26 protein-coding genes are annotated in these 26,426 nt (G+C 37.4%); 10 read left to right on the top strand and 16 right to left on the bottom strand.

The features are described from left to right. Positions 1–87: 87 nt before the first annotated feature. From M0G43_RS11315 to M0G43_RS11280, 8 genes are read right to left on the bottom strand one after another with little or no spacing between them, the layout of a single operon-like run. Positions 88–1,629 (bottom strand): acyl-CoA carboxylase subunit beta, encoded by a 1,542-nt coding sequence (locus tag M0G43_RS11315; protein WP_248026616.1) that lies wholly within the window; start codon positions 1,627–1,629, stop codon positions 88–90. A gap of 6 nt (positions 1,630–1,635) precedes the next feature. After that, the gene (accC, locus tag M0G43_RS11310; RefSeq protein WP_248026615.1) at positions 1,636–3,075 is read right to left on the bottom strand and encodes an acetyl-CoA carboxylase biotin carboxylase subunit; all 1,440 of its coding nucleotides are present in this window, start codon (positions 3,073–3,075) and stop codon (positions 1,636–1,638) included. 1 nt (position 3,076) lies between these two features. Further along, entirely contained in the window at positions 3,077–3,577 is a 501-nt protein-coding gene (locus M0G43_RS11305) for an acetyl-CoA carboxylase biotin carboxyl carrier protein subunit (RefSeq protein ID WP_248026614.1), read from the bottom strand. A gap of 49 nt (positions 3,578–3,626) precedes the next feature. After that, the gene (locus M0G43_RS11300) at positions 3,627–4,295 is read right to left on the bottom strand and encodes a PolC-type DNA polymerase III (RefSeq protein WP_248026613.1); all 669 of its coding nucleotides are present in this window, start codon (positions 4,293–4,295) and stop codon (positions 3,627–3,629) included. Then, positions 4,295–6,208, bottom strand: coding sequence for a DUF294 nucleotidyltransferase-like domain-containing protein (locus M0G43_RS11295; RefSeq protein WP_248026611.1), 1,914 nt, complete (start codon positions 6,206–6,208; stop codon positions 4,295–4,297). The genes M0G43_RS11300 and M0G43_RS11295 overlap by 1 nt, the downstream gene beginning before the upstream one ends. Before the next feature lie 30 nt (positions 6,209–6,238). Then, entirely contained in the window at positions 6,239–6,946 is a 708-nt protein-coding gene (locus tag M0G43_RS11290) for a PrsW family intramembrane metalloprotease (protein WP_248026609.1), read from the bottom strand. Between the two features lie 7 nt (positions 6,947–6,953). Next, positions 6,954–7,520: an NUDIX hydrolase gene (locus M0G43_RS11285; protein ID WP_248026607.1), complete on the bottom strand. Its 567-nt coding sequence runs from the start codon at positions 7,518–7,520 to the stop codon at positions 6,954–6,956. Beyond that, the gene (locus M0G43_RS11280) at positions 7,521–8,609 is read right to left on the bottom strand and encodes a M42 family metallopeptidase (protein WP_248026606.1); all 1,089 of its coding nucleotides are present in this window, start codon (positions 8,607–8,609) and stop codon (positions 7,521–7,523) included. A 114-nt stretch (positions 8,610–8,723) separates the two neighbouring features. Between M0G43_RS11280 and M0G43_RS11275 the strand changes: the two genes are divergently transcribed. Both M0G43_RS11275 and trhA read left to right on the top strand, forming a co-directional pair. Then, a complete protein-coding gene (locus M0G43_RS11275; protein ID WP_248026605.1) occupies positions 8,724–9,401 on the top strand; it encodes a DUF4294 domain-containing protein in 678 nt (225 codons plus the stop codon). Then, positions 9,402–10,028, top strand: coding sequence for a PAQR family membrane homeostasis protein TrhA (trhA, locus tag M0G43_RS11270; RefSeq protein WP_248026604.1), 627 nt, complete (start codon positions 9,402–9,404; stop codon positions 10,026–10,028). A 6-nt stretch (positions 10,029–10,034) separates the two neighbouring features. Here trhA and M0G43_RS11265 read toward each other — a convergent pair whose 3' ends face one another. Next, positions 10,035–11,489, bottom strand: a complete 1,455-nt coding sequence (locus M0G43_RS11265) for a TonB-dependent receptor (RefSeq protein ID WP_248026603.1) — start codon at positions 11,487–11,489, stop codon at positions 10,035–10,037. Between the two features lie 90 nt (positions 11,490–11,579). On the opposite strand from M0G43_RS11265, the gene M0G43_RS11260 reads away from it, so the two are divergent. Both M0G43_RS11260 and M0G43_RS11255 read left to right on the top strand, forming a co-directional pair. Then, positions 11,580–12,341: an MBL fold metallo-hydrolase gene (locus M0G43_RS11260; protein WP_248026602.1), complete on the top strand. Its 762-nt coding sequence runs from the start codon at positions 11,580–11,582 to the stop codon at positions 12,339–12,341. A 3-nt stretch (positions 12,342–12,344) separates the two neighbouring features. Next, positions 12,345–12,845: a hydrolase gene (locus M0G43_RS11255; RefSeq protein ID WP_248026601.1), complete on the top strand. Its 501-nt coding sequence runs from the start codon at positions 12,345–12,347 to the stop codon at positions 12,843–12,845. Here the strand turns inward: M0G43_RS11255 and bla are convergent. The 3 genes from bla to msrB form a co-directional block, all read right to left on the bottom strand. After that, positions 12,842–13,582, bottom strand: coding sequence for a subclass B1 metallo-beta-lactamase (gene bla / locus M0G43_RS11250; protein ID WP_248026599.1), 741 nt, complete (start codon positions 13,580–13,582; stop codon positions 12,842–12,844). The two genes, M0G43_RS11255 and bla, sit on opposite strands and share 4 nt — an antisense overlap. Positions 13,583–13,617: 35 nt before the next feature. Then, entirely contained in the window at positions 13,618–14,172 is a 555-nt protein-coding gene (locus M0G43_RS11245) for a DUF1572 family protein (RefSeq protein ID WP_248026598.1), read from the bottom strand. Between the two features lie 112 nt (positions 14,173–14,284). Continuing rightward, positions 14,285–14,776, bottom strand: coding sequence for a peptide-methionine (R)-S-oxide reductase MsrB (gene msrB / locus M0G43_RS11240; RefSeq protein WP_248026597.1), 492 nt, complete (start codon positions 14,774–14,776; stop codon positions 14,285–14,287). Positions 14,777–14,946: 170 nt separating this feature from the next. On the opposite strand from msrB, the gene glgB reads away from it, so the two are divergent. From glgB to M0G43_RS11210, 6 genes are all read left to right on the top strand, one after another. Then, positions 14,947–16,941: a 1,4-alpha-glucan branching protein GlgB gene (gene glgB / locus M0G43_RS11235; protein WP_248026596.1), complete on the top strand. Its 1,995-nt coding sequence runs from the start codon at positions 14,947–14,949 to the stop codon at positions 16,939–16,941. Between the two features lie 113 nt (positions 16,942–17,054). Beyond that, on the top strand, positions 17,055–19,460 hold the full coding sequence (locus M0G43_RS11230) for a glycoside hydrolase family 31 protein (RefSeq protein ID WP_248026595.1): 2,406 nt from the start codon (positions 17,055–17,057) through the stop codon (positions 19,458–19,460). Positions 19,461–19,553: 93 nt separating this feature from the next. Then, entirely contained in the window at positions 19,554–20,372 is an 819-nt protein-coding gene (locus M0G43_RS11225) for a M48 family metallopeptidase (protein ID WP_248026594.1), read from the top strand. Positions 20,373–20,483: 111 nt separating this feature from the next. Then, positions 20,484–21,788 carry an MFS transporter gene (locus tag M0G43_RS11220; RefSeq protein ID WP_248026593.1) on the top strand — a complete coding sequence of 435 codons (1,305 nt, stop codon included), beginning with the start codon at positions 20,484–20,486 and terminating at the stop codon, positions 21,786–21,788. Positions 21,789–21,821: 33 nt separating this feature from the next. Next, on the top strand, positions 21,822–22,367 hold the full coding sequence (locus M0G43_RS11215; protein WP_248026592.1) for a hypothetical protein: 546 nt from the start codon (positions 21,822–21,824) through the stop codon (positions 22,365–22,367). A gap of 422 nt (positions 22,368–22,789) precedes the next feature. Then, positions 22,790–23,185 (top strand): helix-turn-helix domain-containing protein, encoded by a 396-nt coding sequence (locus M0G43_RS11210; RefSeq protein ID WP_248026591.1) that lies wholly within the window; start codon positions 22,790–22,792, stop codon positions 23,183–23,185. Positions 23,186–23,263: 78 nt separating this feature from the next. Here M0G43_RS11210 and M0G43_RS11205 read toward each other — a convergent pair whose 3' ends face one another. The 4 genes from M0G43_RS11205 to M0G43_RS11190 are packed head-to-tail and all read right to left on the bottom strand — an operon-like array spanning position 23,264 to position 26,278. Next, entirely contained in the window at positions 23,264–23,980 is a 717-nt protein-coding gene (locus tag M0G43_RS11205) for a head GIN domain-containing protein (RefSeq protein ID WP_248026590.1), read from the bottom strand. A 27-nt stretch (positions 23,981–24,007) separates the two neighbouring features. Then, positions 24,008–25,105, bottom strand: coding sequence for a hypothetical protein (locus tag M0G43_RS11200; RefSeq protein ID WP_248026589.1), 1,098 nt, complete (start codon positions 25,103–25,105; stop codon positions 24,008–24,010). A 52-nt stretch (positions 25,106–25,157) separates the two neighbouring features. After that, positions 25,158–25,712, bottom strand: coding sequence for a hypothetical protein (locus M0G43_RS11195; protein WP_248026588.1), 555 nt, complete (start codon positions 25,710–25,712; stop codon positions 25,158–25,160). Positions 25,713–25,723: 11 nt separating this feature from the next. Further along, positions 25,724–26,278: an RNA polymerase sigma factor gene (locus M0G43_RS11190; RefSeq protein ID WP_248026587.1), complete on the bottom strand. Its 555-nt coding sequence runs from the start codon at positions 26,276–26,278 to the stop codon at positions 25,724–25,726. Positions 26,279–26,426 lie beyond the last annotated feature (148 nt).

Genomic DNA, 26,426 nt, shown 5'->3' with positions numbered 1-26,426 from the left:
AGTTAAATTTAATTAATTTATAAATGTTATACATCTAAAAGTTAGTATACTAGCAAAATACAAGGCATTTTTTTGACAAATGGTAAGTTACAATGGAATATTTCCGTGTTTGCGATTAGGTCTATTTACTTCTTTATCTTCAAGCATTGAGAATGCCTTCAATAATTTACGTCTTGTTTCTTTTGGCAGAATGACTTCGTCAATGAAACCCCTTTCGGCAGCACTATATGGATTTGCAAACAATTCGGCATATTCAGCTTCCTTTTCTTTCCATTTTGCCACTTTGTCTTCTGCAGCATTGATTTCTTTTTTGAATATGATTTCTGCAGCGCCTTTGGCTCCCATAACTGCAATTTCGGCACTTGGCCAAGCAAAATTCATATCTGCACCAATGTGTTTGGAGTTCATCACATCATAAGCGCCACCATAGGCTTTTCTGGTTATCACTGTAACTCTTGGCACAGTTGCTTCACTGAATGCATATAGCAATTTGGCTCCGTGGACAATGATTCCTCGCCACTCTTGGTCAGTACCTGGCAAAAAACCTGGAACGTCTTCTAAAACAAGCAACGGTATATTAAAGGCGTCACAAAACCTCACAAATCGAGCACCTTTTTTTGAACTGTTGACATCTAGTACACCAGCCAAAAACATAGGTTGATTGGCCACAATACCAATACTTCTTCCTCCAAGACGTGCAAAACCTACGATGATATTCTCTGCATACTCTTTATGGATTTCGTAAAAGCTATCGGTATCTATAATTCCTTTGATAACTTCGTGCATATCATAAGGCTTATTGGCACTGTCTGGAATGATATCCGAAAGTACATCTCTCACTTCATCTTTTAATTCAAAAGGATGATTCCTCGGTTTTTCTTGATTGTTTTGTGGTAGATAACTCAATAAACGTTTTAAATCTTCGAGACACTCGATGTCATTGGCGGAAGTGACGTGTGCCACGCCAGATTTTGTGGCGTGCGTGCTGGCACCTCCCAATTCTTCCGACGTCACGGTTTCATTTGTGACGGTTTTAACAACATTAGGCCCCGTTACAAACATATAACTGGTGTCTTCAACCATTATTGTGAAATCTGTCATAGCAGGTGAATACACCGCGCCACCAGCACAAGGTCCCATAATGGCTGAAATTTGTGGAATGACGCCAGATGCTTGAACGTTTCTGTAAAATATGTCAGCGTAACCACCCAATGAGCGCACACCTTCTTGAATACGTGCTCCTCCTGAATCATTCAAGCCGATAATTGGAGCTCCAACTTTTAAGGCCAAATCCATCACTTTGCATATTTTCTCTGCGTGCGTTTCTGACAAAGACCCACCAAACACGGTAAAATCTTGAGCGAAAACATAAACCAATCGTCCTTCAATCGTTCCATAGCCTGTTACCACGCCATCACCATAGTACTGCTGATCTTCCATTCCGAATTCTTTGGTACGATGTGTTACCAAGGCTCCAATTTCTTCGAACGAACCTTCATCCAGTAAAAAAACGATACGCTCTCTTGCTGTTAATTTTTTGTTTTTATGTTGTTTATTGATTCTTTCAACACCACCACCCAAATATGCTTGGGCCAGTTTTTCGTTGAGGTCTTTTATTTTGGATTCCATATATGTTTAGTTAGGTAATCTTACGATTTTTTGATCTTCGATATATTGCTTCAGAGCAATAAGTGCGGCAATTTTAGCTTCATTGTCTTGATCTGTTTTTAAAGATTCGGGTGAATAGTATTTTTTCACAAAATGCGTATCAAAGTTTCCGGAACGGAATGCATCGTGCTCAAAAACGAATGTTCCAAAAGGCAATGTTGTTTGAATTCCTTCAATTTTATAATTTTCAATTGCTTTCAGCATCAACTCGATGGCTTCTTCACGTGTTTTGCCATAAGTGATCAATTTTGATAGCATCGGGTCATAATATATTGGCACTTCCATACCTTCTTCAAAACCGTTATCCACACGAATATGATCACCTATAGGCAATTGGTAAACGTCTAAAGTACCGACACTCGGCAAGAAATCATTCAACGGATCTTCGGCATACACTCGCAATTCCATTGCGTGACCATTAATCTTTAAATCGTCTTGATCAATCGGAAGTTTTTCTCCTCTTGCTACACGAATTTGAAGTTCCACCAAATCCATTCCAGTAATCATTTCAGTGACTGGATGCTCCACTTGCAAACGTGTGTTCATCTCTAGAAAATAGAAATTGTGTTGGTCATCCAATAAAAATTCGACCGTTCCAGCTCCTAGATAGTCGCAGGATTTTGCCACCTTGATGGCAGCCTCACCCATCTTTGCTCGAAGCTCTGGTGTCAATACACTCGAAGGTGCTTCTTCCACCACTTTTTGATGACGTCGTTGAATGCTGCATTCTCTCTCAAATAAGTGCACCACATTGCCGTGTGAATCTGCCATTACCTGAATTTCGATATGGCGAGGAGAGGTGACATATTTTTCAATGAAAACAGAGCCATCACCGAATGCGGATTTTGCTTCGCTAATGGCACGATTCATTTGAGATTCAAAATCAGATTCCTTTTCAACGATGCGCATTCCTTTTCCACCACCACCAGCAGATGCTTTGATGAGGATTGGGAAGCCAATATCTTGAGCAATTTTTTTTGCTTCCTCTATATCGGTTATGGCTTCATCCGTTCCTGGTACCATCAGAATGTCATAGGCTTTGACTGCTTCTTTGGCTGCCAATTTACTACCCATAATTTTAATGGCTTTTGATTTTGGACCGATGAATGTTATACCATTCTTTTCCGTTAATTCACCAAACTCTGCATTCTCGCTCAAAAAACCATAGCCAGGATGAATGGCATCAACGTTGAGGCGTTTAGCCACTTCGATGATTTTTTCTCCCAGCAAATAAGATTTGTTTGATGGTGCTTCACCTATCAAAACTGCTTCATCAGCCATTTGAACGTGAGGCGACATTCTATCAGCAGTTGAATAGATAGCAACTGTCTTAATACCCATTTTTTTAGCCGTTTTCATTACTCTTACGGCTATTTCACCTCTATTGGCAACTAGTATTTTTCTCATATCATTCAAATTCTACTAACAATTGATTTTTGTCGACGGCATTTCCTTTTTCTACAGAAATACTTTTGATAACACCATCCCTTGGTGATACAATCACATTCTCCATTTTCATTGCTTCCAGTATCAAAAGTGAATCATTTTCTTTCACTTCTTGTCCAATGTTTACCTGAATATCGAGAATCAATCCAGGCATTGGTGCTTTGATATCGTTAACTTTTTTGTTGGCACCTACTTCAAATCCTAACTCTTTTATCAAACTATGTAAACTGTTGTTAATTTGAATGTTGTAAGTGTTATTGTTAACTTTTACTTTATACGCTTTTGAAGCGAAATTGCTCTGAAGTATTTCTGCTTCAAATGACTGATCATTGTGCAGAATGTGAAATTTAGAATCGGAAGTTTTGATAGCATCGAAATCATAAATCTCTTGCTGATTTATTTCAAGTTCTTGGCCATTGTCCATTGTGACGCTGTAAGAACTGTTTAAAGGTTTTGAATTCATTAATCTGAAATTATTATAGTTTGAAAAGTTACAAATTTAGTAACAGGTATTAAAATCTATTTGATTTTAAAAAGTAGGACTGTAACTTGAAATTTTTTGATTTTTGCAGTAATGATATGGTTTTCATAAATATAAGAGCCGTGATGAAAGCATCACCAGCAGCCGTGTGTCTATCCGAAAGGTCAATGCTATAATTTTCTGCAATTTCATCGAGGGAATAAGATTTGTTTTTCGCAATAAAGTTTGACTTAATCCTAGTGTCGGCATATAGATCCATCGTATCGATGACCTTGTTCTTCAGTTTAGGCAATCCCAATCGCATCAATGCCATATTGATCATTTTGATATCGAAAACTGCGTGATGCGCTACAAGAACCGAGTCCTGAATATAATTTAAAAATTGAATGATTGCCTCTTCTTCGGAGACTGTTTTGATCTTTGTGTTATGAATTAAGCCGTGAATTTCAACGGTTTGAGGATTGAAATGTTCTTGTTTGATATACACTTCAAACGCTTCCTTAACAGCAATTTCTTTATCTACAACCGCAACAGCACCAATGCATAACAACCTATCGATACCAAAATCAAAACCAGTGGTTTCAGTATCAAGAATTATAAATCGTGATGACGTAACATTTGTTCCTTTCCGTTTGTCAAAATGATTTTGATAATCGTTCCAATAACTTGGGTAATCTTTCTTTTTTGAACGCCAAATCATTACAGGAAATTATTCAGGTTAAATTTTAACTTGATATAGTCTTGAACTCTTGCAATTGTTTTGAAACAGCGCTTCAGCTTGAGTTTTTCCTCTTTGCTCAATGCTGCAAGTTCTATGAATCGTCCACTATCATTATGAAGCAGACCTTGTTTTGTTCTGAATTTTAAAAGCGCCTTGGTGGTGTAGGAGCAGGACAAGTAAAATTCTTTATCATCTGGGAATAATTCCGCCATTTTCTCAAAGCGCTCCGCAGTATTGTTGATGTTTTTGATTTGATTCCTCAATGCAAGCAATCTTCCGGCATCAACAATTGGCATAAGTGCACGTTTCTTTAGATCGAAAAAATCTTTGTGTTCACCATCCGGCTCCACCAAAAATTGTCTAAAAAAACCAAGAGGTGAAGCGCTTCTTAAGGCACTAGCTCCCAATTTTGCCAAAAACAAGTCATTATCTTTGGTAAGTTTCAACACGTGATCAGCAAGTTCGTTTGTCAACGTTGCATCTCCAAACGAAATGTCAAAATCAAAAAATATTGAGCTCAACAGAATCTCATCATCACCTGTGTTTGTGGTCCAGTTGCTAAATTGCTCCTTCCATTCATCTAATGTTAAGCACCATTTTGGATTTTTTGCCATCATATCTGCAGCGCAAAAATCAAACCCAATAATGTTGAGCCGTTTAGTTACTTTTTTAGCCAATTGCAGAAAATAAAGGCGTGTTTTCTCAAGTTCGTTTGATGGTACGTTCTCAAAAATGATAGCATTATCTTGATCGGTGTGCAATAATTGTTCTTTACGACCTTGACTACCCAGAGACATCCAAGCAAATTTTACTGGTGGTTCTTTACCCATCTTTTCGATGCAACGTTCAATAATTCTCTTGATGCTGGCATCATATAATTCAAAGATGATTTTGCTGGTTTGTGTAAGAGGTATGTTCTGCTGCATCAAACCATCCAGAAGCACCATAATTCTTTTATGAATTCGTTTTAATTCTTTGGTGGAATTAGAACGTTTAATGGCTTTCATCAATACCGAAGGATTGCTGCCTCGCATCATAGTAATATCGTGCTGTGACAGTATTCCAATGATTTTTGAATTGGGTGTACCATCTTCGGTGATGCACAAATGCCCTACATTATGTTTCAGCATCGCTATTTGCGCCTGACTCATCGATACATTGCTAGGGTAGCAAAGAACAGGAGAAGACATAATTTCGCTCGCCTTTTCGTCTATTCCGTGCTCACCTGTGATGACCTTGTTCCTTAAATCTTTGTTGGTTATAATTCCTAATGGAATCATATTACTTTCGATGACTACACAACCAATGTGATGCTTGCGCATCAGCATTGCGATGGCTTTTATTGAAGTTTCAGGAGAAGCTGTCTTTACTTTTTTCGTATAAATTACAGGCTGTAGTTCGTAAAGTTCTTTGTTACCAAAATTTACATCAGATTGAAAAACGTTATTATCAAGCTCTTTTGAAAACGGATTTTCAGTGTTTGAGGCGAAGCTTTCTATAAGAAAACTCACGATCTCCTTATTTTGAGCAATCAATGGCTTAAAGACTGAAAGCGGAATGCCGTACAAGATACTTTCCTCTTCGGTGATGGCACTTGTGTTGTAATTTTCCTTTGCAAATAACGGACGAAGCCCAAAAACATCACCTTCGTCAAAATGGTCGACCGTTTCCGATTTAGACAAAACTTCCTTTTGAAGAATCACTGCGCCTTTGTGAATGATATAAAATTTATCCTGTAATTGATCACCAGCGGCATAAACCGTTTTCCCTTTTTCAAAATAATAAACGCTTACTTCTTTAGAAATGCAAAGGACATCAGCTTTGTCAATTCTGTCGAAAGGAGGGAAGTTCTTTAAAAAATCAGCAATTCGTTCAGCAATGGTGTTTTTCATGCTTACTAAATTAGTCAAAAAGCTCCAAATCTAAATCTGAATATTGTCATCACCAGACTCAACAGGAACATTAAAGTGTGAATCTATTTGGTGACGAATAATGGCCTTTCTTGCCAAAATTATGCCTATAAAAAGAGAAATAAACGCGCCAACCCAAATGCCCGGAATGAAATCAATGAATAAAAAGAAGTCATAAGCACCATGGAAAAATGCTGCCAGAAACAGTCCGCATAGATTTAGGACAAATCTGTTATTTGAAAATTTTGCTTTCCCTACATAATAACCCATTAAAATCGCAAAAGTCGCATGTGCCGGAACTGCAGTAAACGCCCTAACTAAAGCCGTTTCTAGACCGCCTTGGTAGACATACATAATGTTTTCTGTTGCGGCAAACCCCATAGATATCATTACAGCATACACTATACCATCAAAAGGTTCATTGAACTCTTTATGAGGCTGTGCATAGTAACGCAAAACTATATATTTGCTGAATTCTTCTGTTAGGCCTACTACAAAAAAAGCTTTAATGAATTGCTCAAAGATACTCGTGTGATCTCGCAAAGGTAAGGGTATATCAATAATGACATACAATAGGGTAGTAATGATGATACTGACAATGGCACCAAGAAAAAAGTTAGCCAAGAGCAATCTGATTGGTTCCTTCTCATACTTATCCATATAATAGATAAACAAAAAAACGAAGATAACTGGCGCCAATGCTGAAATGAGTAGTGTCATTGTAAAATCAATAAGAGTTGAATATAGTTTCTTTTCTGATTGCCTCTAGCACCTTTTCATAATATACCTTATTACTGGCTACCAAATGATTTGCTTTGCCGATGTGTTTCAAAATATCTTCAAACTCTTCAAAAGTTACAAGTTTCAATGTTTCTACTTCGCCTTCTTGAGGCACCAATTGTTGAATATCAACTTTCAGTTCGACTATAAATGTATGATGAAATTCATTATCAATAATTCCATTGTCATAGTTTTGAAAACATTCAAAAATACCAATCTTTTTTAGGTCATCTTTGGTAATGGTTAACCCGATTTCTTCCCTTATTTCCCTAATAGCACCATCTTCCACAGTTTCACCAGCATCTATATGTCCAGCAACCGAAACATCCCAAAGTAAGGGATGTAGGGTTTTGGTTGCTGCACGTTGTGCCAATAAAATTTGTTGTTTTTTGGTATAAAACCAAATGTGAGCAGTGTTATGATAATACCCTTTCGTGTGGATGTCATGCTTTGAGCAACTATTACCAGTTGGCTCGCCATCTTCCGTTAGGATATCAATCAATTCGTTGTCCATTTAATTGAAATAAGAAAAAGTTTCACCGTCTTTGATATTCAATATGGATTCATAGATCAACCGAATAACGTTTTCAACGTCTTCTTGGTGCACCATTTCTACAGTGGTATGCATATAGCGAAGCGGCAAAGAAATCAGCGCACTCGCCACGCCACCGTTGCTGTAAGCAAAGGCATCTGTGTCAGTTCCCGTAGCTCGCGAACAAGCAGAACGCTGAAAAGGAATTTTCTTCTTTTCCGCTGTGTCTGTAATCAGATCACGAAGTTTTTGCTGCACTGCTGGTGCATAAGCAACTACAGGGCCTTTACCAAGTTCTAGATGACCTTCTTTTTTCTTGTCAATCATTGGTGTTGTGGTGTCGTGTGTTACATCGGTTACGATGGCAACATTAGGCTTGATACGTTGTGTAATCATTTCTGCACCTCTCAAACCTATTTCTTCCTGTACTGAATTGGTCACATAGAGTCCAAAAGGCAATTTTTTCTTGTTCTCGTGAAGCAAACGCGCCACTTCAGCAATCATAAATCCACCCATTCTATTATCTAATGCGCGACATACAAACTTATCACCATTTAAAATATGGAATTCATCAGGATAAGTGATGACACAACCTACGTGCACACCCATTTTCTCAACTTCTTCTTTATCTTTTGCGCCCACATCAATTGTGATGTTTTCAATTTTCGGTGATTCTTCTTTCTCTTTACTGCGCGTATGTATGGCTGGCCAACCAAAGACACCTTTAACAATGCCATTTTTTGTATGAATATTGACAACTTTACTAGGTGCAATCATATGGTCGCTTCCACCGTTTCTGATAACATGAATGAGTCCATTATCAGTGATATAGTTAACATACCACGAAATTTCATCAGCATGGCCTTCTATGACCACTTTGTACTTTGCCTTCGGATTGATGACACCTACAGCAGTGCCATAAGTATCGGTTATAAATTCATCAACATAAGGTTTTAAATAGTCCATCCAGATTTTTTGGCCTGTCCACTCATAGCCTGTAGGTGATGCGTTATTTAAATAGGATTCTAAAAATTGAAGTGATTTTTTGTTTAAAATGCTCTTTTGTGCCATCTATAAATATTTTCCGCCTAAATTAATAATATTAATAGTATTTTAAGGTTAATGACTATGTAAATTCTTAATTTTACAAAACGTTTTTGGAACGATTTTAGCTGATTTATAGGCATGCAAAAGATTATCTACATACTTTTTATTTTTCCTGTATTGGTGTTTGGACAGATCGAGCCAGTGGTTCAAGATTCAACTGCGGTGGAGTATTACATCATTGATGGCGATTCTGTGGCGGTGGATGTCATTCAGTTGAGAGAGGTTTATCTGATGGGTAAACAACGTTTTGCAACGAAGGAAGAACGTATACGCTATTTGATTTTGAAACGAAAAACATTAAAGGTGTATCCTTATGCAAAATTGGCCGCGGATCGATTAGTAGAGTTGAATAGACGTTTGGAAACACTTGAAAAGAAAAGTGAAAAACGTCAATACACACGTATCATTCAGCGTTATATCGAAGAAGAATTTACTGATGAATTGAAGAAATTGACACGTACAGAAGGTCAAATATTGGTTAAATTGATGCATCGACAAACAGGTGAAACCACTTTTGAACTTATCAAAGATTTGAAAAGTGGATGGAAGGCATTCTGGATGAATAGCACGGCTAAACTCTTTGATATATCACTCAAAAAGGAGTTTGATCCTGAAAATGTCGCTGAAGATTTTATGATTGAAGATATCTTGTTGCGCGCCTTTCAAGAAGGACGTTTAGAACGTCAAAATCCGGCTTTTCCGATTGATTACTACGCTATTAAAGATAAATGGGCAGCAAAAGTAGATAAGAATTAGATGAAAAGACAACAATCCGTTTTAGAGGAACAGTTAAACGCTTGGACACACGGTTTTGGCGCGTTAATGGGAATCGTAGGATTGATACTGCTGATCCTCTATACAAATCATAGCCAGTGGAATTTATTCAGCGTTGTACTTTATGGCTTCTCAATCATTCTTTTGTTTTCTGCGTCTACATTATATCACTCTGTAAAAGGGGAGAAGAGGAAGCATTATTTCCGTATCATAGATCATATCAGTATCTATGTTCTAATTGCTGGTACTTATTCGCCTGTTACATTAATAACCTTAAATGAAAGTTTGGGATGGCAATTATTCTGGATTGTTTGGGCAATAGCAGGTTTTGGATTGATTTTAAAGTTATTCTTTACAGGTAAGTTTGAAATATTCTCCACACTTCTATATCTCGTGATGGGATGGTTAATCGTATTTGATTTCTCGAGTTTATCAAGCATCATTGGTCCTAATGGCGTGGCATTGCTCTTTGCAGGCGGTGCTTTCTACACTATTGGCATCCTTTTTTATGCCATAGAACGCATACCCTATAACCATGTCATATGGCACTTATTTGTGTTGGCAGGAGCGATTTCCCACTACTTGATGATTTTTATGTATGTAGTTTAAAGAGGATTAAGAGTTCTTGTGAACCACTTCTTCGGCTTCATAGCCAAACAGGCTTTTTTCCTTGATAATTTTTGCAACACCTTCAGGAAGCATACTTTCCCAACCAGGTTTTCCTTCTGAAATAGCTTTCAATACAATTCTTGAGAATATCGAAAGAATCGATTTATCATACTCCGTTATATCAACCACCTTACCATTATATTTAAAGAATTTATACAATTCTTTCATACGTGGATGTACCTTAAGGTTTTCACTATTGATGATGGTGCCGTCTTCATCTTCCATAGGATAAAGGTACACTCGCAAGTCCTTAAAGAACAATTTACCGAAGGCTTCCAAGATACCTCCACTTAAATGACGATAGTATTTCTCATCAAATATATCTACCAAGTTATTGACACCCATGGCCAAGCCCATTCTGTTTTTAGAATATTGAGAGAAGTATTCAACCAGTTTATAATATTCTTGGAAGTTGGAGATTAAAACCGTGTGTCCTAAAGAACATAACAGTTTTGCTCTATCCATAAAGTCTTGCTCATCAATTTCACCTTCAGCTCTCAAGTTTGACAATGTTATCTCAAAAACCACTTGTGTATTATCGGCATCTACCTTATTCTCCTTGATAAACATATCATAGGATTTTTGAAACATATCAATATTTACCTTGGTAACAGGTCTAAAACTTCCACGCAACGCCAAAATGTTCTTTTTGTATAAGACACGTGCAGGTAATACGTTATTACCATCTGGCGCAAACATGACAGCGTCGGTCATTGAGTTTTTAACCAATTGCAAACTCATCAATCGGTTATCAACATTTTTAAAAGCCGGACCAGAAAAGTTGATGGTGTCTATCTCGAGCTGATCTTTGTCTAAATGGTCATAGAGGTAGCGCAATAGTTTTTTGGGCTCATGATGCTTATAATAAGCACCATAAATCAAATTAGTACCAAGAATACCCAGCGTTTCCTGTTGCAAGCGTGCATCATTCTCTTTGAAACGCAAGTGCAAAACAATATCGTTGTAAGGTTGGTCAGGCTCTATTTGAAATTTAATTCCAACCCATCCATGTCCTTTGTATTGCTTCGCAAAATCGATGGTAGTTACGGTATTGGCAAAGGCAAAAAACATCTTGTTAGGATGCTTATCTCTAGTAATTCGCTCTTCAATCAGGTTGATTTCGTGAGCTAACATTTTTCTCAAACGTGCTTCAGTCACATATCTGCCGTCATCTTCCATACCGTATATGGCATCACTAAAGTCTTTATCATAGGCAGACATCGCCTTCGCTATGGTACCAGAACCGCCACCAGCTCTAAAGAATTGACGTACGGTTTCTTGTCCAGCTCCAATTTCAGCAAAAGTTCCGTAAATATTCTCATTAAGGTTGATGCGAAGTGCTTTGTTCTTTAACGACGGAATTTCTTCAAATTCTCTATCTCCTTTAAGGGTAATTTCCATAGCGTAGCTTGAGTATAATGCATTACAAAGGTATTAATTTGCCTAGTGATACAAAAAAATAAACCTATTTTTGTTACAAACTTAACAGACTTGAAGATTACATTTTTAGGAACAGGCACATCGCAGGGAATTCCAGTTATTGGAAGTGATCATCCTGTTTGCTTGAGCAGCAATCCAAAAGACAAAAGATTGCGCGTTTCCGTACTGATTGAATGGAGCAATTATGCATATGTCATCGACTGCGGTCCTGACTTTAGACAGCAAATGCTTCGTACGCAAATCGATAGATTGGACGGTATAGTCTTCACGCATGAACATGCCGATCATACAGCAGGTTTGGATGATATCAGACCCTTTTATTTCAAGCAAGGTGACATTCCTATATATGCACACAAACGAGTGATCACTGCATTGCATAAACGTTTTGATTATGTGTTTGAAACTCAAAACAAGTATGCTGGCGCACCCGGTGTGCAGTGTTTTGAAATTGAAAACAAGCCATTTACTTTGGGCAACCTAGAGGTCATCCCTATCAATGGTTTTCATTACCAACTGCAAGTATTTGGCTTTAGATTTGGAGATTTTGCATATCTCACAGATTTTAAAACCATTGAACCCAATGAAGTTGAGAAGTTAAAAGGGGTGAAGGTACTCGTTGTAAATGCCTTAAGAGAGAAAGAACATATATCGCATTTCACACTTTCTGAAGCCTTGGATTTGATAGATGAAGTAAAACCAGAGCGTGCCTATTTAACGCACATCAGCCATTGGTTGGGGTTTCATGACGAAGTAGAACAACAATTGCCCAAAAATGTGTTTTTGGCTTATGATAATTTAGAAATTAATATTTAGACTATGAAGAGTAGAATTTTTATGTATCTGTTTATTTTTTCGGTGTTGCTGATTATTTTTCAGTTTGTCAATTCAAAGCACATTTTGGAGAGCTATGAAACCGATATCAAAAAAGAAAAGGCACGCGTAGCCAATTATAAAGACTCCATTGCGGCGATGATAGATGAAAATTCCGAGTTAAAGTTGTTCAATTTAGATTATGATGACGATGCGCTAGACTACTTTATTGATAAGGGATATGATGTTTCACAGCTTATTCCTTTCATTAAAGATGAATTGTATAAACTCAATGAATACGAAGGTGACGATCATCCCATTGTACCATATGCGTCTATGACCAACAACAAAATTCTCATCAATAATGTGAGACTATTAAATCATAAATGGTTGATTGCCAATTTTACTGATGGAAAGCATTGGGGACAGATCTTTTTAACGTATGCCTTTGAAGGTGAACAATTAAAATTCAAACTTGTTGAATTTTTTATGTATCCATTGAATTAATAGGCGCTTTTAAAAAGTTCAATGGTATAATCCAATAATTCTGTAGTTCCCGTTTCGCCATGTCCAGGAATGACAATTTTCAATTGACTGTATTTTGCTTTCAGTCTACCTACCGTTGAAGACCATTCAGCAGTATTGGCATCGCCCAAATGGCCTTTGCTGGCATTCATTGATTTAATCAAACAGCCACCAAACAATACCTGTTCATCAGGAACATAGCATACGATGTTATCTTTGGTATGACCTTCACCTATATAGTCATTGATAACTTCTTTGGAGCCAACAGTCAATTTAACTTGGTCATTGAAACCTGTCAAAGGCACTTCAAAATTATTAGCCTTTGCCAATTCTATCGTTTTAAATGAGGCATATGAAGGGATGTTTTTGCTGTGAAAAGCTTTAAGTCCACCCAAGCAATCATTATGAAAGTGGGTTACTACCACGCCCACAATTTTAGCTTTGCGGTTATTTTCAATCCAATCGATCAATTCCTCGGAACTCGTGTCATCAGTGGGTGTATCGCAAACCAAGGCCTCGCCATCATCTATAACAATCATACCGTTGCAACTTACCTTACCAAAATCTTCTGTTTTAAGATAGGTGATATGCCTGTAGGTTTGATTGGTCAGTTGTTCAATCTTTAAATTTTCAGACTGATAGATGATGCTTTTTTGGAGGGTTTTGCAGTTAAAAAGTAATAACAAACATAAGATGTATAAAGACAGTTTAGTTTTCATATTAACTCATAAAGATTGAAAAAATTGATCATAGCCTACACCTCATCCGTAAAATGTTTCCGTTCTTTTGGCTTGTTGAATTTATCCTGATTGTAACTTTTAGAAGCACCCTTTGGAATGGATAAAGACTGCCACGCATCACCTTTAAGTAATTTTCCTATGTAAGTGATTTGACCTACGTGGTAAGGATAATGTCCAAGTTGCCTAAAAATAGCTTCTGCAACGGTATGGCCTTCATTTCTTATGTAAACAATGGTATTCAAATCGTCATCAGAAAGAGGTGCAATGGCATCAAAGAGACATTTCCATCCTTTTTCCCACTCTTGCAACAATTCTTCTTTGGTGGTATAGGTGGATTCAAATTCTTCATCGCGGTTGCGCCACGGCTTTTCGCCATCTTCTGTCAGGAAATTGGTCCAGCGACTTAACATATTCCCGACCATATGTTTTACAATGATTGAAATACTGTTGGAATCGTGATTGGGTTGGTAATTCATATCCTCAAAACTCAATTGCTCAAAAGTTTTGTCACCCAGAGACTTATAATAGTTGAATTGCTTAAGAACACCTGAAATATATGCGTTTTCCATAATCTAAAAATGTGAAATAAAGACGTATAAAAATAGTGATACAAAATCAAATTTGCTATGGATATCCATAGAATGAAATTATATCACTATTCTGAATATTATGTAAAAACTATTAACCTTTTTCAGGAATAAATTCCAAAGCATCACCATTGATGCAATGACGTAAGCCTGTAGTTTCTTTTGGACCATCGTTAAAGACATGACCTAAATGACCGCCACACGTTGCACAATGTTCTTCATCTCTAGGATAACCAATTTTATTGTCTTTTCCATAGGCGACGTTGCCTTTGATTTCTCTATCAAAACTTGGCCAGCCAGTTCCCGAATCAAATTTATGTTCACTTTTGAATAAAGGTGTTTTACATGCAGCACATACATAAACGCCTGGTTCATAGTTTTTGTTCAACGGACTTGAAAATGGGGGTTCTGTCCCTTCCTTGCGCAATACATAATATTGATCAGGTGTTAATTGTTCTTTCCATTCAGCATCGGTTTTAGTGACTTTGAACTTTGACTTTTCAGAGGTTTTTGTTTCTTTCTTTTGTGCTGAAGAATTACAGCTAAATAAAAGACTGACAATTAAGAGAAGTGCTATGTTTTTCATATTTGTTATTTCGGTTATGTACTTTTTGTCGTGACAATTTAAATCATCTTACTAAAATTACTTATTTCTTTAAAAATGTTTACGAGCAATTATTATTTCTGGTTTTTAGTTCAAATCATTCAAAAAATGGTAAATTGGTAACATAAACTAAACACACTCGCACGTCTCACATGGCAGAAGTTATTACCCACAGTCTCTTTACCGATTTCGATATCAATCTTTTCTTTGCAGGAAAGCATTTTAGACTTTATGAAAAATTTGGTTCCCATATCACAACGGTTGATGGTGTGGAAGGCACCTATTTTGCAGTTTGGGCGCCAAGTGCCAATAAAGTTTCGGTAATTGGTGATTTCAATTTTTGGAGTGATGGTGCTCATCAGCTTCAAGTACGCTGGGACAAAAGTGGCATTTGGGAAGGATTTATCCCGAATGTAGACAAAGGTTCCGTTTATAAATATAAAATTCATAGTTCTATCAAAGGTGTGGTGACTGAAAAAGCAGATCCTTATGCTAGGAGAAATGAACATCCGCCACAAACGGCATCCATTGTTTGGGAGGATGATTATAAATGGAAAGACAAGGAATGGATGAAAACGCGCAAGGCTAATAATGCCTTGGACGCACCCATTTCTGTCTATGAAGTGCATTTGGGCTCTTGGAAGCGCCACGCTACCGAAGATAGATATTTGTCTTACGTGGAAATGGCTGATGAATTGGTGGCTTACGTCAAGGATATGAAGTTCACGCATGTCGAATTGATGCCCGTAATGGAATATCCTTATGACCCTAGTTGGGGTTATCAAATTACAGGTTATTTTGCGCCTACATCTCGCTTTGGTTATCCAGAGGAATTTAAATATTTGGTCGATGCATTCCACAAAAATGATATTGGTGTAATACTTGACTGGGTGCCGTCTCATTTTCCTGAAGATGCACATGGACTTGGCTATTTTGATGGTTCCTGTTTATATGAACATCCCGATAGAAGAAAGGGCTATCATAACGATTGGAAAAGTTTGATTTTCAACTACGGAAGAAATGAAGTCAAATCCTTCTTGATTAGCAATGCCTTATTTTGGCTCGACCAATATCACGCAGACGGACTACGCGTAGATGCGGTGGCATCGATGTTATTTTTGGATTATTCCAGAAATGATGGCGAATGGGAACCTAATATTTTTGGTGGTAGAGAAAATTTGGAGGCTATTTCCTTTATGCGTGATTTGAACGAAGCGGTGTATGGTAATTTCCCAGATGTGCAGACCATTGCGGAAGAATCTACTGCTTTTCCAATGGTCTCGAAACCTACCTTTATAGGTGGTTTAGGTTTTGGAATGAAATGGATGATGGGTTGGATGCACGATACCTTGAAATACTTTTCGAAAGAACCTATCTACAGAAGATTTCATCAAAACGACCTAACCTTTGCAATGACTTATGCCTTTACGGAAAATTTCGTACTTCCGTTTTCGCATGATGAAGTTGTTCATGGTAAAGCATCCATGATACACAAAATGCCTGGAGATGAATGGCAGCGTTTTGCCAACTTAAGGGTGCTGTACAGTTATATGTTTACGCATCCTGGTACGAAGTTATTGTTTCAAGGCGGTGAATTTGCTCAAACAAGTGAATGGAATTTCACCAAAGGTCTGGATTGGGATTTACTGCAATACAATTTTCACAAGGGCATCCAGTCTTTAGTGAGGGATTTGAATGAGCTTTACAGAAATGAACCTGCCTTGCATCTAAAACAATTTGACTGGACAGGTTTCGAATGGATAGATCATAGCGACAACAAAAACTCGGTGTACGTGTACATAAGGCATGCTGATAATGCTATTGACGATGTGATTGTGGTTTGTAATATGACCCCGATTCCTCATAAAAACTATCGTATAGGTTTGCCCGAAAAAGGAGAACTGAAAGAGATTTTCAACAGCGATTCAGTAAAATATAATGGCACTGGTGATTTCAGCAATAAACCTTTTTCAACAGAAACAGAACCGCAGCATTTTCGTGATTTTTCAGCTGAAATTGTCATTCCTCCATTAGGAATGGTAGCTTTTAAGTACACCAAAATTTCTAAAAGACCTGCTCCAAAAAAGAAGGCCAGTACTTCAACCAAAGGCAAAAAGACATCTGCAAAAAAAACTTCTAAAAAGTAATTCCTTCAGAGATTAATGTTTCCTCGAAATCGTTATAGTTAACAAGTCATTAAAACTTATGTTTTAAATATGAAAACTAATGTGTTTTTTTGTGTGATACCAATAGACTAACTATGATTGTCAATACCGAATTAGAACAAAAAGGGAATCAGTTTCCTTCCAAAATAAAAGCATACAAAAAAGACGTCGACACACTTTACTTTTCTACTGAAAACAATGTAGTTCTAGAAATGACCATTGTTCGGGATAGTGTATTGCGTTTTAGATATACCACAACAGGAACCTTCGATAAGGATTTCTCCTATGCTATCACCAAATATGCAAGTACAGGCTACAATCACCTGCAAATAGATGAAGATAACAAATCGTATAAGGTCATTACTTCAAAACTCATTTGCATCATCCAAAAATCTGACTTGAAAATTTCACTTTTTGATGCTATTGATGGAAAACTGATCAATCAAGATGAATTAGGTTTTCACTGGGAAGAAAGCTATGAGTATGGTGGGAACATCGTAAAGATGAGTAAACAATCACATGATGGCGAATGTTATTTTGGTTTAGGTGATAAGCCTGTGGAACTCAACCTTAAAGGCAAACGTTTTGAAAACTGGGTCACAGACTCCTATGCGTATGGTAGAGGAACAGATCCAATTTATAAGGCAATTCCATTCTACACAGGGCTTTACCAAGGCAAGGCTTATGGTGTATTCTTTGACAATACCTTCCGTTCGTATTTTGATTTCTCGCATGAACGTCGTAACGTTACAAGTTTTTGGGCTCAAGGTGGTGAGATGAATTATTACTTTATCTACGGTCCAAAGATGGAAGATGTCGTAGCAAACTATACGGATTTGACTGGTAAACCTCATCAATTGCCACCGTTGTGGGCATTAGGATTCCATCAATGTAAATGGAGCTACTATCCAGAAAGCAACGTGAAGGAAATCACTAAAAAATTCCGCGACTTAAAAATTCCTTGCGATGCCATTTATTTGGATATCGATTATATGGAAGGTTTTCGATGCTTCACTTGGAGTAAGGAGCATTTTCCTGACCCTAAACGAATGGTCAAAGAATTGGCTGATGATGGTTTTAAAACAGTCGTTATCATCGATCCGGGGATCAAAATAGACATGGACTATTCGGTTTTTAAGGAGGCGTTGGAGAACGATTATTTCTGCAAGCGTGCTGATGGTCCTTATATGAAAGGTAAAGTATGGCCTGGCGAATGTTATTTCCCAGATTTTACAAATAAAAAAGTTCGTGATTGGTGGTCAGATTTGTTCCGCGAATTGGTCGAAGACATAGGTGTGAAAGGTGTTTGGAATGATATGAACGAGCCTGCCGTTATGGAGGTTCCAAATAAAACCTTCCCAGACGATGTACGCCACGAATACGAAGGCAATCGCTGTAGTCACCGTAAAGCACATAACGTCTATGGTATGCAAATGGCAAGAGCTACCTATCAAGGTGTCAAAAAGTTTGCGTATCCTAAAAGACCTTTCGTCATTACAAGGGCAGCATATTCTGGTACGCAACGTTATTGTTCAACTTGGACAGGCGATAACGTTGCCACATGGGAACATCTTTGGATTGCGAATGTTCAGGCGCAACGTATGGCGATGTCTGGCTTCTCTTTCGCCGGTAGCGACATTGGTGGATTTGCAGAGCAACCGCATGGTGAGTTGTTTACACGTTGGATTCAGTTGGGGGTATTCCATCCATTCTGTCGCGTGCATTCGTCTGGTGATCATGGCAATCAAGAACCATGGGCGTTTGATGAAGATGTCACAAACATCGTGCGTAAGTTCATAGAGCTTCGCTATCAATTGCTTCCTTATTTATATACATCATTCTGGAAATATGTAGATGAAGGCATACCGATGCTCAAATCTTTGGTGCTTTATGACCAAGAAGACGTTCATACACATTACCGTTCTGATGAATTCATCTTCGGAGACCAAATATTGGTTTGCCCTGTTTTAGAACCTAATGCTCGTGGCAGACGTATGTTCTTCCCAAGAGGAAAATGGGTAAATTATTGGACAGATCAAGTTGTCAACGGTGGAAGGGAAGCGTGGGTAGATGCGGATATTGATAGCATGCCTATCTTCGTTAAGGAAGGTGCCATCATCCCAAAATATCCAGTGCAGCAATTTGTTGGTGAAAAAGAAATCGATGAGATTACGCTTGAAGTTTACTATAAAGAAGGGAAAGAAGACTCCATATTGTTCGATGATGCGCATGATGGTTATGATTATACCAAAGGTCGCTACAGCCTGCGTACATTCAAATTGACAGGTAAGCCTAACGAATTGATCATTCAGCAGCATAAAGAAGGAAAGTATGTGGCAAACTTTGAAACCTTTAAATTAAGATTCCACAATGTGCCATTTAAAGTGGCTAAAGTTCAACTCGATAATGTTGAGGTGCCTTTGAGCGACATCAAATTGAATGGCGACAATACCATGATCATCGATAAAAACTTCTCTGAAATTCATTTGATAGGTAAATAATTTGCATATGTGACATCTAAAATTGCAAATGGGTCCAATAATAACGGAACAGTTTTTGTAATTTTATATGTCTAACAATTTAAACAACAAGCAATGAAGCTCAAAAATAAAATAGTTGCATTCGGAGCTACAATCCTATTTTTATCCTGTGCAACAAATCCGTTTACCGGAAAGAAAACTTTGGCATTAGTACCAAATTCACAGATTTTCCCTACTGCATTTGCGCAGTATGATCAATTCTTATCTGAAAATAAAGTGATAACCGGCACTAAAGATGCCAACATGGTTAGAACCGTAGGTCAAAAAATAGCCGTAGCTGCGGAGCGTTGGCTAGATGCGAATGGCTATCAAGGCTATCTTAAAGATTTTAGATGGGAATATAATCTTGTACAGGACAATACTGTAAACGCATGGTGTATGCCGGGTGGAAAAATCGTAGTTTACACAGGGATCTTGCCTATTGCTGATGGTGAAGCTGGTTTGGCCGCCATAATGGGCCACGAAATTTCTCATGCACTTGTCAATCATGGTCAGCAACGTATGAGTGCTGCTATGCTACAACAAGGTGGAGCTTTGGCAGGTAATATACTTATTGAAGATCAAAAAACACTTAACATCTTCAATCAATCGTATGGTGTTGGTAGTAATGTTTTGGGTATTCTTCCATTTAGCCGAAGCCACGAAACTGAAGCAGACGAAATCGGATTGTATTTAATGGCTATCGCTGGGTACGAACCTATGGAGGCAGCAAATCTTTGGCGTCGTATGAGTGCTCAAAGTGGAGGAGGAGCGCCACCTGAATTCTTAAGTACGCACCCTAGCAACGAATCACGTATTAGAAATATTGAGGCAAATGCTGCAAGAGCTAAAGCCGAAGCCAAAAAATTTGGCGTCACATCATTTAAAGGTTAAATAACTCATAGTTTAAAATATTTAGTTACTTTAGAACCGCACTTTATTCAAGGTGCGGTTTTTTTATTTAATAGATGGCGCCTTGGCGTCTTTGCGAGCTAATCAACTACTATGCAACAACTTGAAAAAGGAAGTAAAAAACTGCTCAACGCTTGGGCATTTTACGATTGGGCAAACTCCGTTTACACCCTTACCATTGCATCTTCTATTTTTCCGATATTTTATTCGGCTTTGTTTGCTGATAAAGTAGAAAAGATTGTTCCCGCATTCGGTTTTGAGTTCAAAAGTACTGCACTCATCACCTTTGTCACAGCGTTTACATTTTTGGTGGTGTCGTTCACATCACCTATTCTTTCGGGTATTGCAGATTATGTGGGTAACAAGAAGAATTTTATGAAATTCTTCTGCTATACAGGCGGTTTGGGTTGCATCGGACTTTATTTTTTCAGTTTGGATAGCATTTATTTGAGCTTACTATTCTATTTTATGGGATTGATTGGCTATTGGGGCAGCTTGGTGTTTTACAATTCGTATTTGCCTGATATTGCATTTGAAGAACAACAGGATAAAATAAGTGCAAAGGGTTTTTCAATGGGCTACATAGGTAGTGTTATTCTATTGATTGTTAATCTTGGGATGGTTATGAGTCAAGATGATGGTGCAGCAAAAATGGAAATGATGCGCTACTCATTCATCACAGTAGGTCTCTGGTGGATTCTCTTCAGCCAATACACATTTTATTGGTTACCAAAAGGGACTTCAAAAGGTCACAAAGTCACAAAAGATGTCATTTTTAATGGTTTTAAAGAATTAAAATCAGTTTGGAAACAGCTCAAACAGAATTTAAGATTGAAACGCTATCTAGCAGCGTTCTTCGTCTTCAGTATGGCTGTACAGACCATTATGCTCGTCGCAGTATATTTTGGTGAAGAAGAAATTGCTTGGGCAGACAGCGATGAAAAAACGATGGGTCTCATAATCAGTATTCTCATCATCCAGATAGTTGCTGTCGTCGGAGCAGTGCTCACATCGCGAGCGTCGGCAAAATTTGGCAACATCAAAACACTCATTTTCGTCAATTTCGTCTGGATGAGTCTTTGCATCTATGCCTACTTTATGATTACGCCTACAGATTTTTATATTGCAGCAGCTTGCGTTGGGTTTGTAATGGGTGGTATACAATCACTCGCACGTTCCACCTACTCAAAATTTCTTCCAGAAACTAAAGACACCACGTCTTATTTCAGTTTCTTTGATGTCGCCGAAAAGATAGGTATCGTCATTGGTATGGTCATTTTCGCTACCATAGACCAAGTTACAGGCAGTATGCGAAATGCTATTTTGTTTCTCTTTATCTTCTTTTTGGTAGGAATTGTATTGCTCTTCAGAGTCCCAAAAGACAACCGAATTGTATAAAGAGAATTTCGTATCTTTAGAAAAAGATGCGAAGTGAAAAAGATAGTCCTCTTATTTTTTCTTCTGACTAGTGCTGTATGGTTTTCTTGCGAAAATGAACCTTATGAAGGACCTTTTCCATCCGCAGAAGTATTGCCAGATGACGGTGGTTCAAACCCTTCAGATGATGATCCTGTAAACCCTGTGGAATTTGAAAACCAGTTATACGCCTTACTCGATGGTACAGAGTTGCTGTTTGATGCAATTTTAGTAGAGGTATCAAATACGGCTTCATCCTATGAGGTAATTAAAGTTGAAAGCACATTCAATAACCACAATCTTCTTATTTCCATTCCTTCAAACTTATCTTCTGGGGCATATCATTATAGCGAAAACACATTGCAGACAGCTCCACATTTATACTTGAGATATAACGATAATACAGAGCCAAATGTATTTTATATAGGTAACGGAAGTTTGACCGTTCTACAGCACGATGTAGATGATCGTCACATCAAAGCTATTTTTGAAAGTGCAATCCACACCGAAAATGACGGTGTTTTAAATTTGACTCAAGGAAGCCTCGAAATTGTATATTAAAGTTTAAAGTGCATTCTAGATGTGTCTATTATGACCTTTGTCATTTGTAAAATAATGTAACAAAAGCACTTCTTGCTTCTTAAATTTTAAAGATTACTTAAAAACGTTCAAAATCTTTCACCTCACTTTCACATTCTTTAATCCGAATTCCACATTTTTTAATCTGATTTTCACAATCTTTAGACTCATTTTCACATTATTTGACTTCTATAATGAAATCTTAAATAATAATTTCACAGTATTGAATAGAATTTTCACAATCTTGAATCGCACTTTCACAATCTTAAATAGAATTTTCACATTCTTTAATCGCAATTCCACATTTTTTAATAAACAAGTAGCGTTTTTTCATCTACAGTATTGCTTTTTTCGCACCACTATCATACTTTAGATACTTTATAATCAATACTTAAACCTATCGTATGCTATCTCTCAATCTTCGTCCCATTTTTAAGATGCGCGGCATCAGTGAGCCGTTCTCGTACCTCACAAAAGCTGGTTTTACAAACCATACAGCGCATCGTCTGTTAAACAGCCACAACCGCAACTTCAGTTTAGATGCCATTGAAAAGCTGTGCGAACTCCTCATTTGCGAACCGAATGATCTCTTGGCGTGGACGCCCAATAAAAACACCACCGTACGCAACGACCATCCGCTTTACCTGTTAAAACCTATGGCAGATGAAGATAATGGCCTCGGTTACGCCAGAGATAATTTATCTTATAAAGAATTAAAATTGATTTCAAAGAAGGTCAAGAGTGATTATATTGATAACCAAAAACCAAAAACAGAGAATGATTTAAATTCAAAAGAATAGATTTCTTTAAATTGAATATTGAAAGCATAAAAAAGCCATCCTTTTTGGATGGCTTTATTTTGATATCTATGATTCAAATTATCTACTCTCAATACTCCCAGAACCAGCCACTTTTGTGTCCTCCGTTTTAGGGTTTCCTTTATATTCAATCCCGCCAGAACCAGCTACACGAGCTTTCAAATTCTCACGGCACACCACTTTAGCATCTCCAGATCCCGAAACGGAAACATCAGTATTGTTTGCCTGCAAATCAAATCCGTGAAAATCTCCAGAACCAGCCACATTGGCGTCAAGGCTGTTGGTGCTACCTTTCAAAGTCAAATCTCCCGAACCTGCAATGCTCGCTTTGGTATGAGAAGCTTCAATCTTCAAAGTCAAATCTCCCGAGCCTGCCAAAGCCACCTTCATATCATTGGTAGTGATAATATCTTCATTCCACAAATCTCCAGAACCAGCCAATGAGACATTGCTAATATCCTTAAAAGGAATCGTAACCTTGATGGTGTTGTTTCTGCTTGATTGTAAATTCATATGGTTTTCAACTTTGACGATAAGGCTACCATCTTTCACTTCAGTAACGATGTATTCCAAGAGGTTTTCCTCGCCTTCAATTTTGATGTTGCCTTCTTCACCAGCCACCAAGACATAATCGAAAGACCCTGCACACTTCACACCATCATAGTCGGATGTACTTCTTGTGATTGTGGTAACATTGCCATTCCCTTTCACTTTTTTCTGTCCAAAAGATAAACTTGTGACCAATAAAACTGCGATAATTAAGATTGATTTTTTCATAATGATTAATTTAAGATTGATTGATGATTATTGTTTTTTGAATGAAACGCTACCGTAGTCAGAGTCAATTTTGATGTAGTTTGAAGTTGAAGAACTACCATAATGCCCTTGATAATATTTACTCGTAGATTCAACTTTCTTCTTACTGAATTGAAACCCATCTGACTCTCTCAAAGACGCATAGTCCAGGCTTAAATCAAAATTGAAGCTATAGGAAGTGTCGTGGCCTATCGTAATCCCTGTATAGTCAGATTGTATGTATATATTTCCAGCATTGGCAGTCATTTTACCTATCTTAATGGAGCCATAATCTGCTCTTATCTCCACATTTTTATACACATCTCCTAACACTAACGTTAAATAGTCGCCATTTCCTTTGAGATTATTTACGTTTTCAACTGTGAAAGAGCCATAATCACAAGTATAGTCAACATCTTCAGCAATTTTTATCACAGATTTAGTATAATCTGCATTGATGCTCAATTGCTTTGTTTTATTAACGACGTAATCGCTATAATCAGCACTGATTTTTCCACTTTTGATGTATTCAAAGTAACTGTTATTGGTGTAATCAAAAGCGATGGTGTTATTGTCTGCCATTAACTCTTTGGTAGTGATCTTTCCATAGTCGCAGTTGATGTTTGCGCGACCTTCCAGCTTATCAAGATTGATACTTCCATAGTCATTGTTCAAATCGACGTTATTGGTGATGGGCAATTTAATCACATAGTTCACCTCCATATTCACGTTGTTCTTGTTGCCCCAATTGTTCCACCAAGATTTCGAATTATTCTTATTGAAAATAGTTTTAGCAGAAACATAATCTGAAGAAGCATTGAATTCAACCGTAATTTCATCAAGTTTTTCTTTAGCTTTCTCTTCATTGTTACTGTTGGTTTTAATGGTCACTTCAATAATAGTTTTATTTCCATTATAAGTCACCACGTTGACATTGCCGTAGCTGTTGTCAACCTTCAAGGTGGCATTACTGTTTACGGTGAACTCTTTTTTGATGGTCTTTTCTTTGGTATGTGCTCCATTCAGTTCAGAGTTATTGGTTGCTAAAGCCAGGCTTGGCATCGCAAGGAAGGCAACAATTGCTATATAAAGTATTTTTGATTTCATAATTGTTATTTTTTAGTTCTGATAATCTTCAGAAGGTTGTTTTTTGATTGATTTAAAGTGTCATTTGTTTGAGTTGTTTCACTTCATCAATGCGTTCCATAACATTCTGCAACACATCAATTCTGTTTTGAAAATTACTGATCATAGCATAGATAACACGTTTATCGTCGCCACTTTCGGTAAGGTCTTTTTTGAGGGATTCATAATCGTTCTCAAGTATTTTAAGCTGTTTTAAAGCATCTTCAATAAGAACTTTTGTCTCCGGAGTTCGTTCTTTGTTGAGTTTTGTAAGTTCATTTTCAATGGTTGATGTAAAAAAGTCCTGCGTCTTCGACATTTCTGGCGATACACTTGCCAAATCTTTGGTTTCAGGTTGTTGTTCATCAAACACAAAAGTGATCAAACTAAAACATATAACAAACGATGCAGCAACCGCCAACAATGGTTTCCAGTATTTGAATGATTTTGAGGTCGATTCAACCACTTTTTCAGAGTCTTTCGCATTCAGTTTTGATAAAAATCGTTCCTGATGTCCCATATTTGGAACTTCTACATCAAATTCATCTTTCAAATTCTCAAAAAGCTGATTTAAATTGTCATTCTTCATAGTCATTTATGTTAAGCTAACGAGAGCAGTTTCTGTCTCAAACTATCTTTTGCTCTCGATATCATTGTTCTACAATTCGCGTGGCTGATATCCATTATCTCACTTATTTCATCATAATCATAACCTTCAATCAAATGAAGCGTCAAACTCATTTGGTAATTGTCTTTCAAGGTTTTCATTGTACTGATGATTTGAGATGCCTTTACGGACAATAACTCATCACCATCAGCAATTCCTTGTTCATCTTCTACCTTGTACATCACATCATCTAGCGGCACATCTTGGTGCTTGTTGTTTTGCTTATAATGATAGATGCTGTTGTTCACAACGATCCTTTTCAACCAAGCTCCAAACATCGAAGCTTCTTTCAGTGTGTCCAATTTTGTAAAAGCTGACAAAAAGGATTCCTGCATTATATCTTCTGCCTTATAAGAATCTTTTACAATTCTGTACGACGTGTTGAACATTGCTTTATAGTATCTATTGTAGACCTCCATTTGCGCACGTTGGTCATTAGACTTACAAAGCTGCAGTAGCTGCTCGATATTTTGATTGGTTAGTGTCAAAAAAACAATTGCTTTAGTATAATGATGAAGTTACTCAAACTTTGTTACAGTTTCCGAAAAAAAGTTTTCGGTATGAATCCGACTAATGGCATAACTATTGAAATTATATAGAAGAATATATTGATTATGTAAGCTTATGCGTTTGATA

The sequence above is a fragment of the Subsaxibacter sp. CAU 1640 genome (assembly GCF_023156585.1).
In the GTDB taxonomy this organism is placed as follows: Bacteria; Bacteroidota; Bacteroidia; order Flavobacteriales; family Flavobacteriaceae; genus JBPOFM01.
The sequence above is the reverse complement of the archived record's forward strand: the minus strand, read 5'-3'. Positions and strand labels throughout refer to the sequence as shown.

Excerpts from the sequence above, each read along its gene's own strand:
- M0G43_RS11315 (WP_248026616.1), bottom strand. The coding sequence starts at position 1,629 with ATGGAATCCAAAATAAAAGACCTCAACGAAAAACTGGCCCAAGCATAT.
- accC (WP_248026615.1), bottom strand. The coding sequence starts at position 3,075 with ATGAGAAAAATACTAGTTGCCAATAGAGGTGAAATAGCCGTAAGAGTA.
- M0G43_RS11305 (WP_248026614.1), bottom strand. The coding sequence starts at position 3,577 with ATGAATTCAAAACCTTTAAACAGTTCTTACAGCGTCACAATGGACAAT.
- M0G43_RS11300 (WP_248026613.1), bottom strand. The coding sequence starts at position 4,295 with ATGATTTGGCGTTCAAAAAAGAAAGATTACCCAAGTTATTGGAACGAT.
- M0G43_RS11295 (WP_248026611.1), bottom strand. The coding sequence starts at position 6,208 with ATGAAAAACACCATTGCTGAACGAATTGCTGATTTTTTAAAGAACTTC.
- M0G43_RS11290 (WP_248026609.1), bottom strand. The coding sequence starts at position 6,946 with ATGACACTACTCATTTCAGCATTGGCGCCAGTTATCTTCGTTTTTTTG.
- M0G43_RS11285 (WP_248026607.1), bottom strand. The coding sequence starts at position 7,520 with ATGGACAACGAATTGATTGATATCCTAACGGAAGATGGCGAGCCAACT.
- M0G43_RS11280 (WP_248026606.1), bottom strand. The coding sequence starts at position 8,609 with ATGGCACAAAAGAGCATTTTAAACAAAAAATCACTTCAATTTTTAGAA.
- M0G43_RS11275 (WP_248026605.1), top strand. The coding sequence starts at position 8,724 with ATGCAAAAGATTATCTACATACTTTTTATTTTTCCTGTATTGGTGTTT.
- trhA (WP_248026604.1), top strand. The coding sequence starts at position 9,402 with ATGAAAAGACAACAATCCGTTTTAGAGGAACAGTTAAACGCTTGGACA.
- M0G43_RS11265 (WP_248026603.1), bottom strand. The coding sequence starts at position 11,489 with ATGGAAATTACCCTTAAAGGAGATAGAGAATTTGAAGAAATTCCGTCG.
- M0G43_RS11255 (WP_248026601.1), top strand. The coding sequence starts at position 12,345 with ATGAAGAGTAGAATTTTTATGTATCTGTTTATTTTTTCGGTGTTGCTG.
- bla (WP_248026599.1), bottom strand. The coding sequence starts at position 13,582 with ATGAAAACTAAACTGTCTTTATACATCTTATGTTTGTTATTACTTTTT.
- M0G43_RS11245 (WP_248026598.1), bottom strand. The coding sequence starts at position 14,172 with ATGGAAAACGCATATATTTCAGGTGTTCTTAAGCAATTCAACTATTAT.
- msrB (WP_248026597.1), bottom strand. The coding sequence starts at position 14,776 with ATGAAAAACATAGCACTTCTCTTAATTGTCAGTCTTTTATTTAGCTGT.
- glgB (WP_248026596.1), top strand. The coding sequence starts at position 14,947 with ATGGCAGAAGTTATTACCCACAGTCTCTTTACCGATTTCGATATCAAT.
- M0G43_RS11230 (WP_248026595.1), top strand. The coding sequence starts at position 17,055 with ATGATTGTCAATACCGAATTAGAACAAAAAGGGAATCAGTTTCCTTCC.
- M0G43_RS11225 (WP_248026594.1), top strand. The coding sequence starts at position 19,554 with ATGAAGCTCAAAAATAAAATAGTTGCATTCGGAGCTACAATCCTATTT.
- M0G43_RS11220 (WP_248026593.1), top strand. The coding sequence starts at position 20,484 with ATGCAACAACTTGAAAAAGGAAGTAAAAAACTGCTCAACGCTTGGGCA.
- M0G43_RS11210 (WP_248026591.1), top strand. The coding sequence starts at position 22,790 with ATGCTATCTCTCAATCTTCGTCCCATTTTTAAGATGCGCGGCATCAGT.
- M0G43_RS11205 (WP_248026590.1), bottom strand. The coding sequence starts at position 23,980 with ATGAAAAAATCAATCTTAATTATCGCAGTTTTATTGGTCACAAGTTTA.
- M0G43_RS11200 (WP_248026589.1), bottom strand. The coding sequence starts at position 25,105 with ATGAAATCAAAAATACTTTATATAGCAATTGTTGCCTTCCTTGCGATG.
- M0G43_RS11195 (WP_248026588.1), bottom strand. The coding sequence starts at position 25,712 with ATGAAGAATGACAATTTAAATCAGCTTTTTGAGAATTTGAAAGATGAA.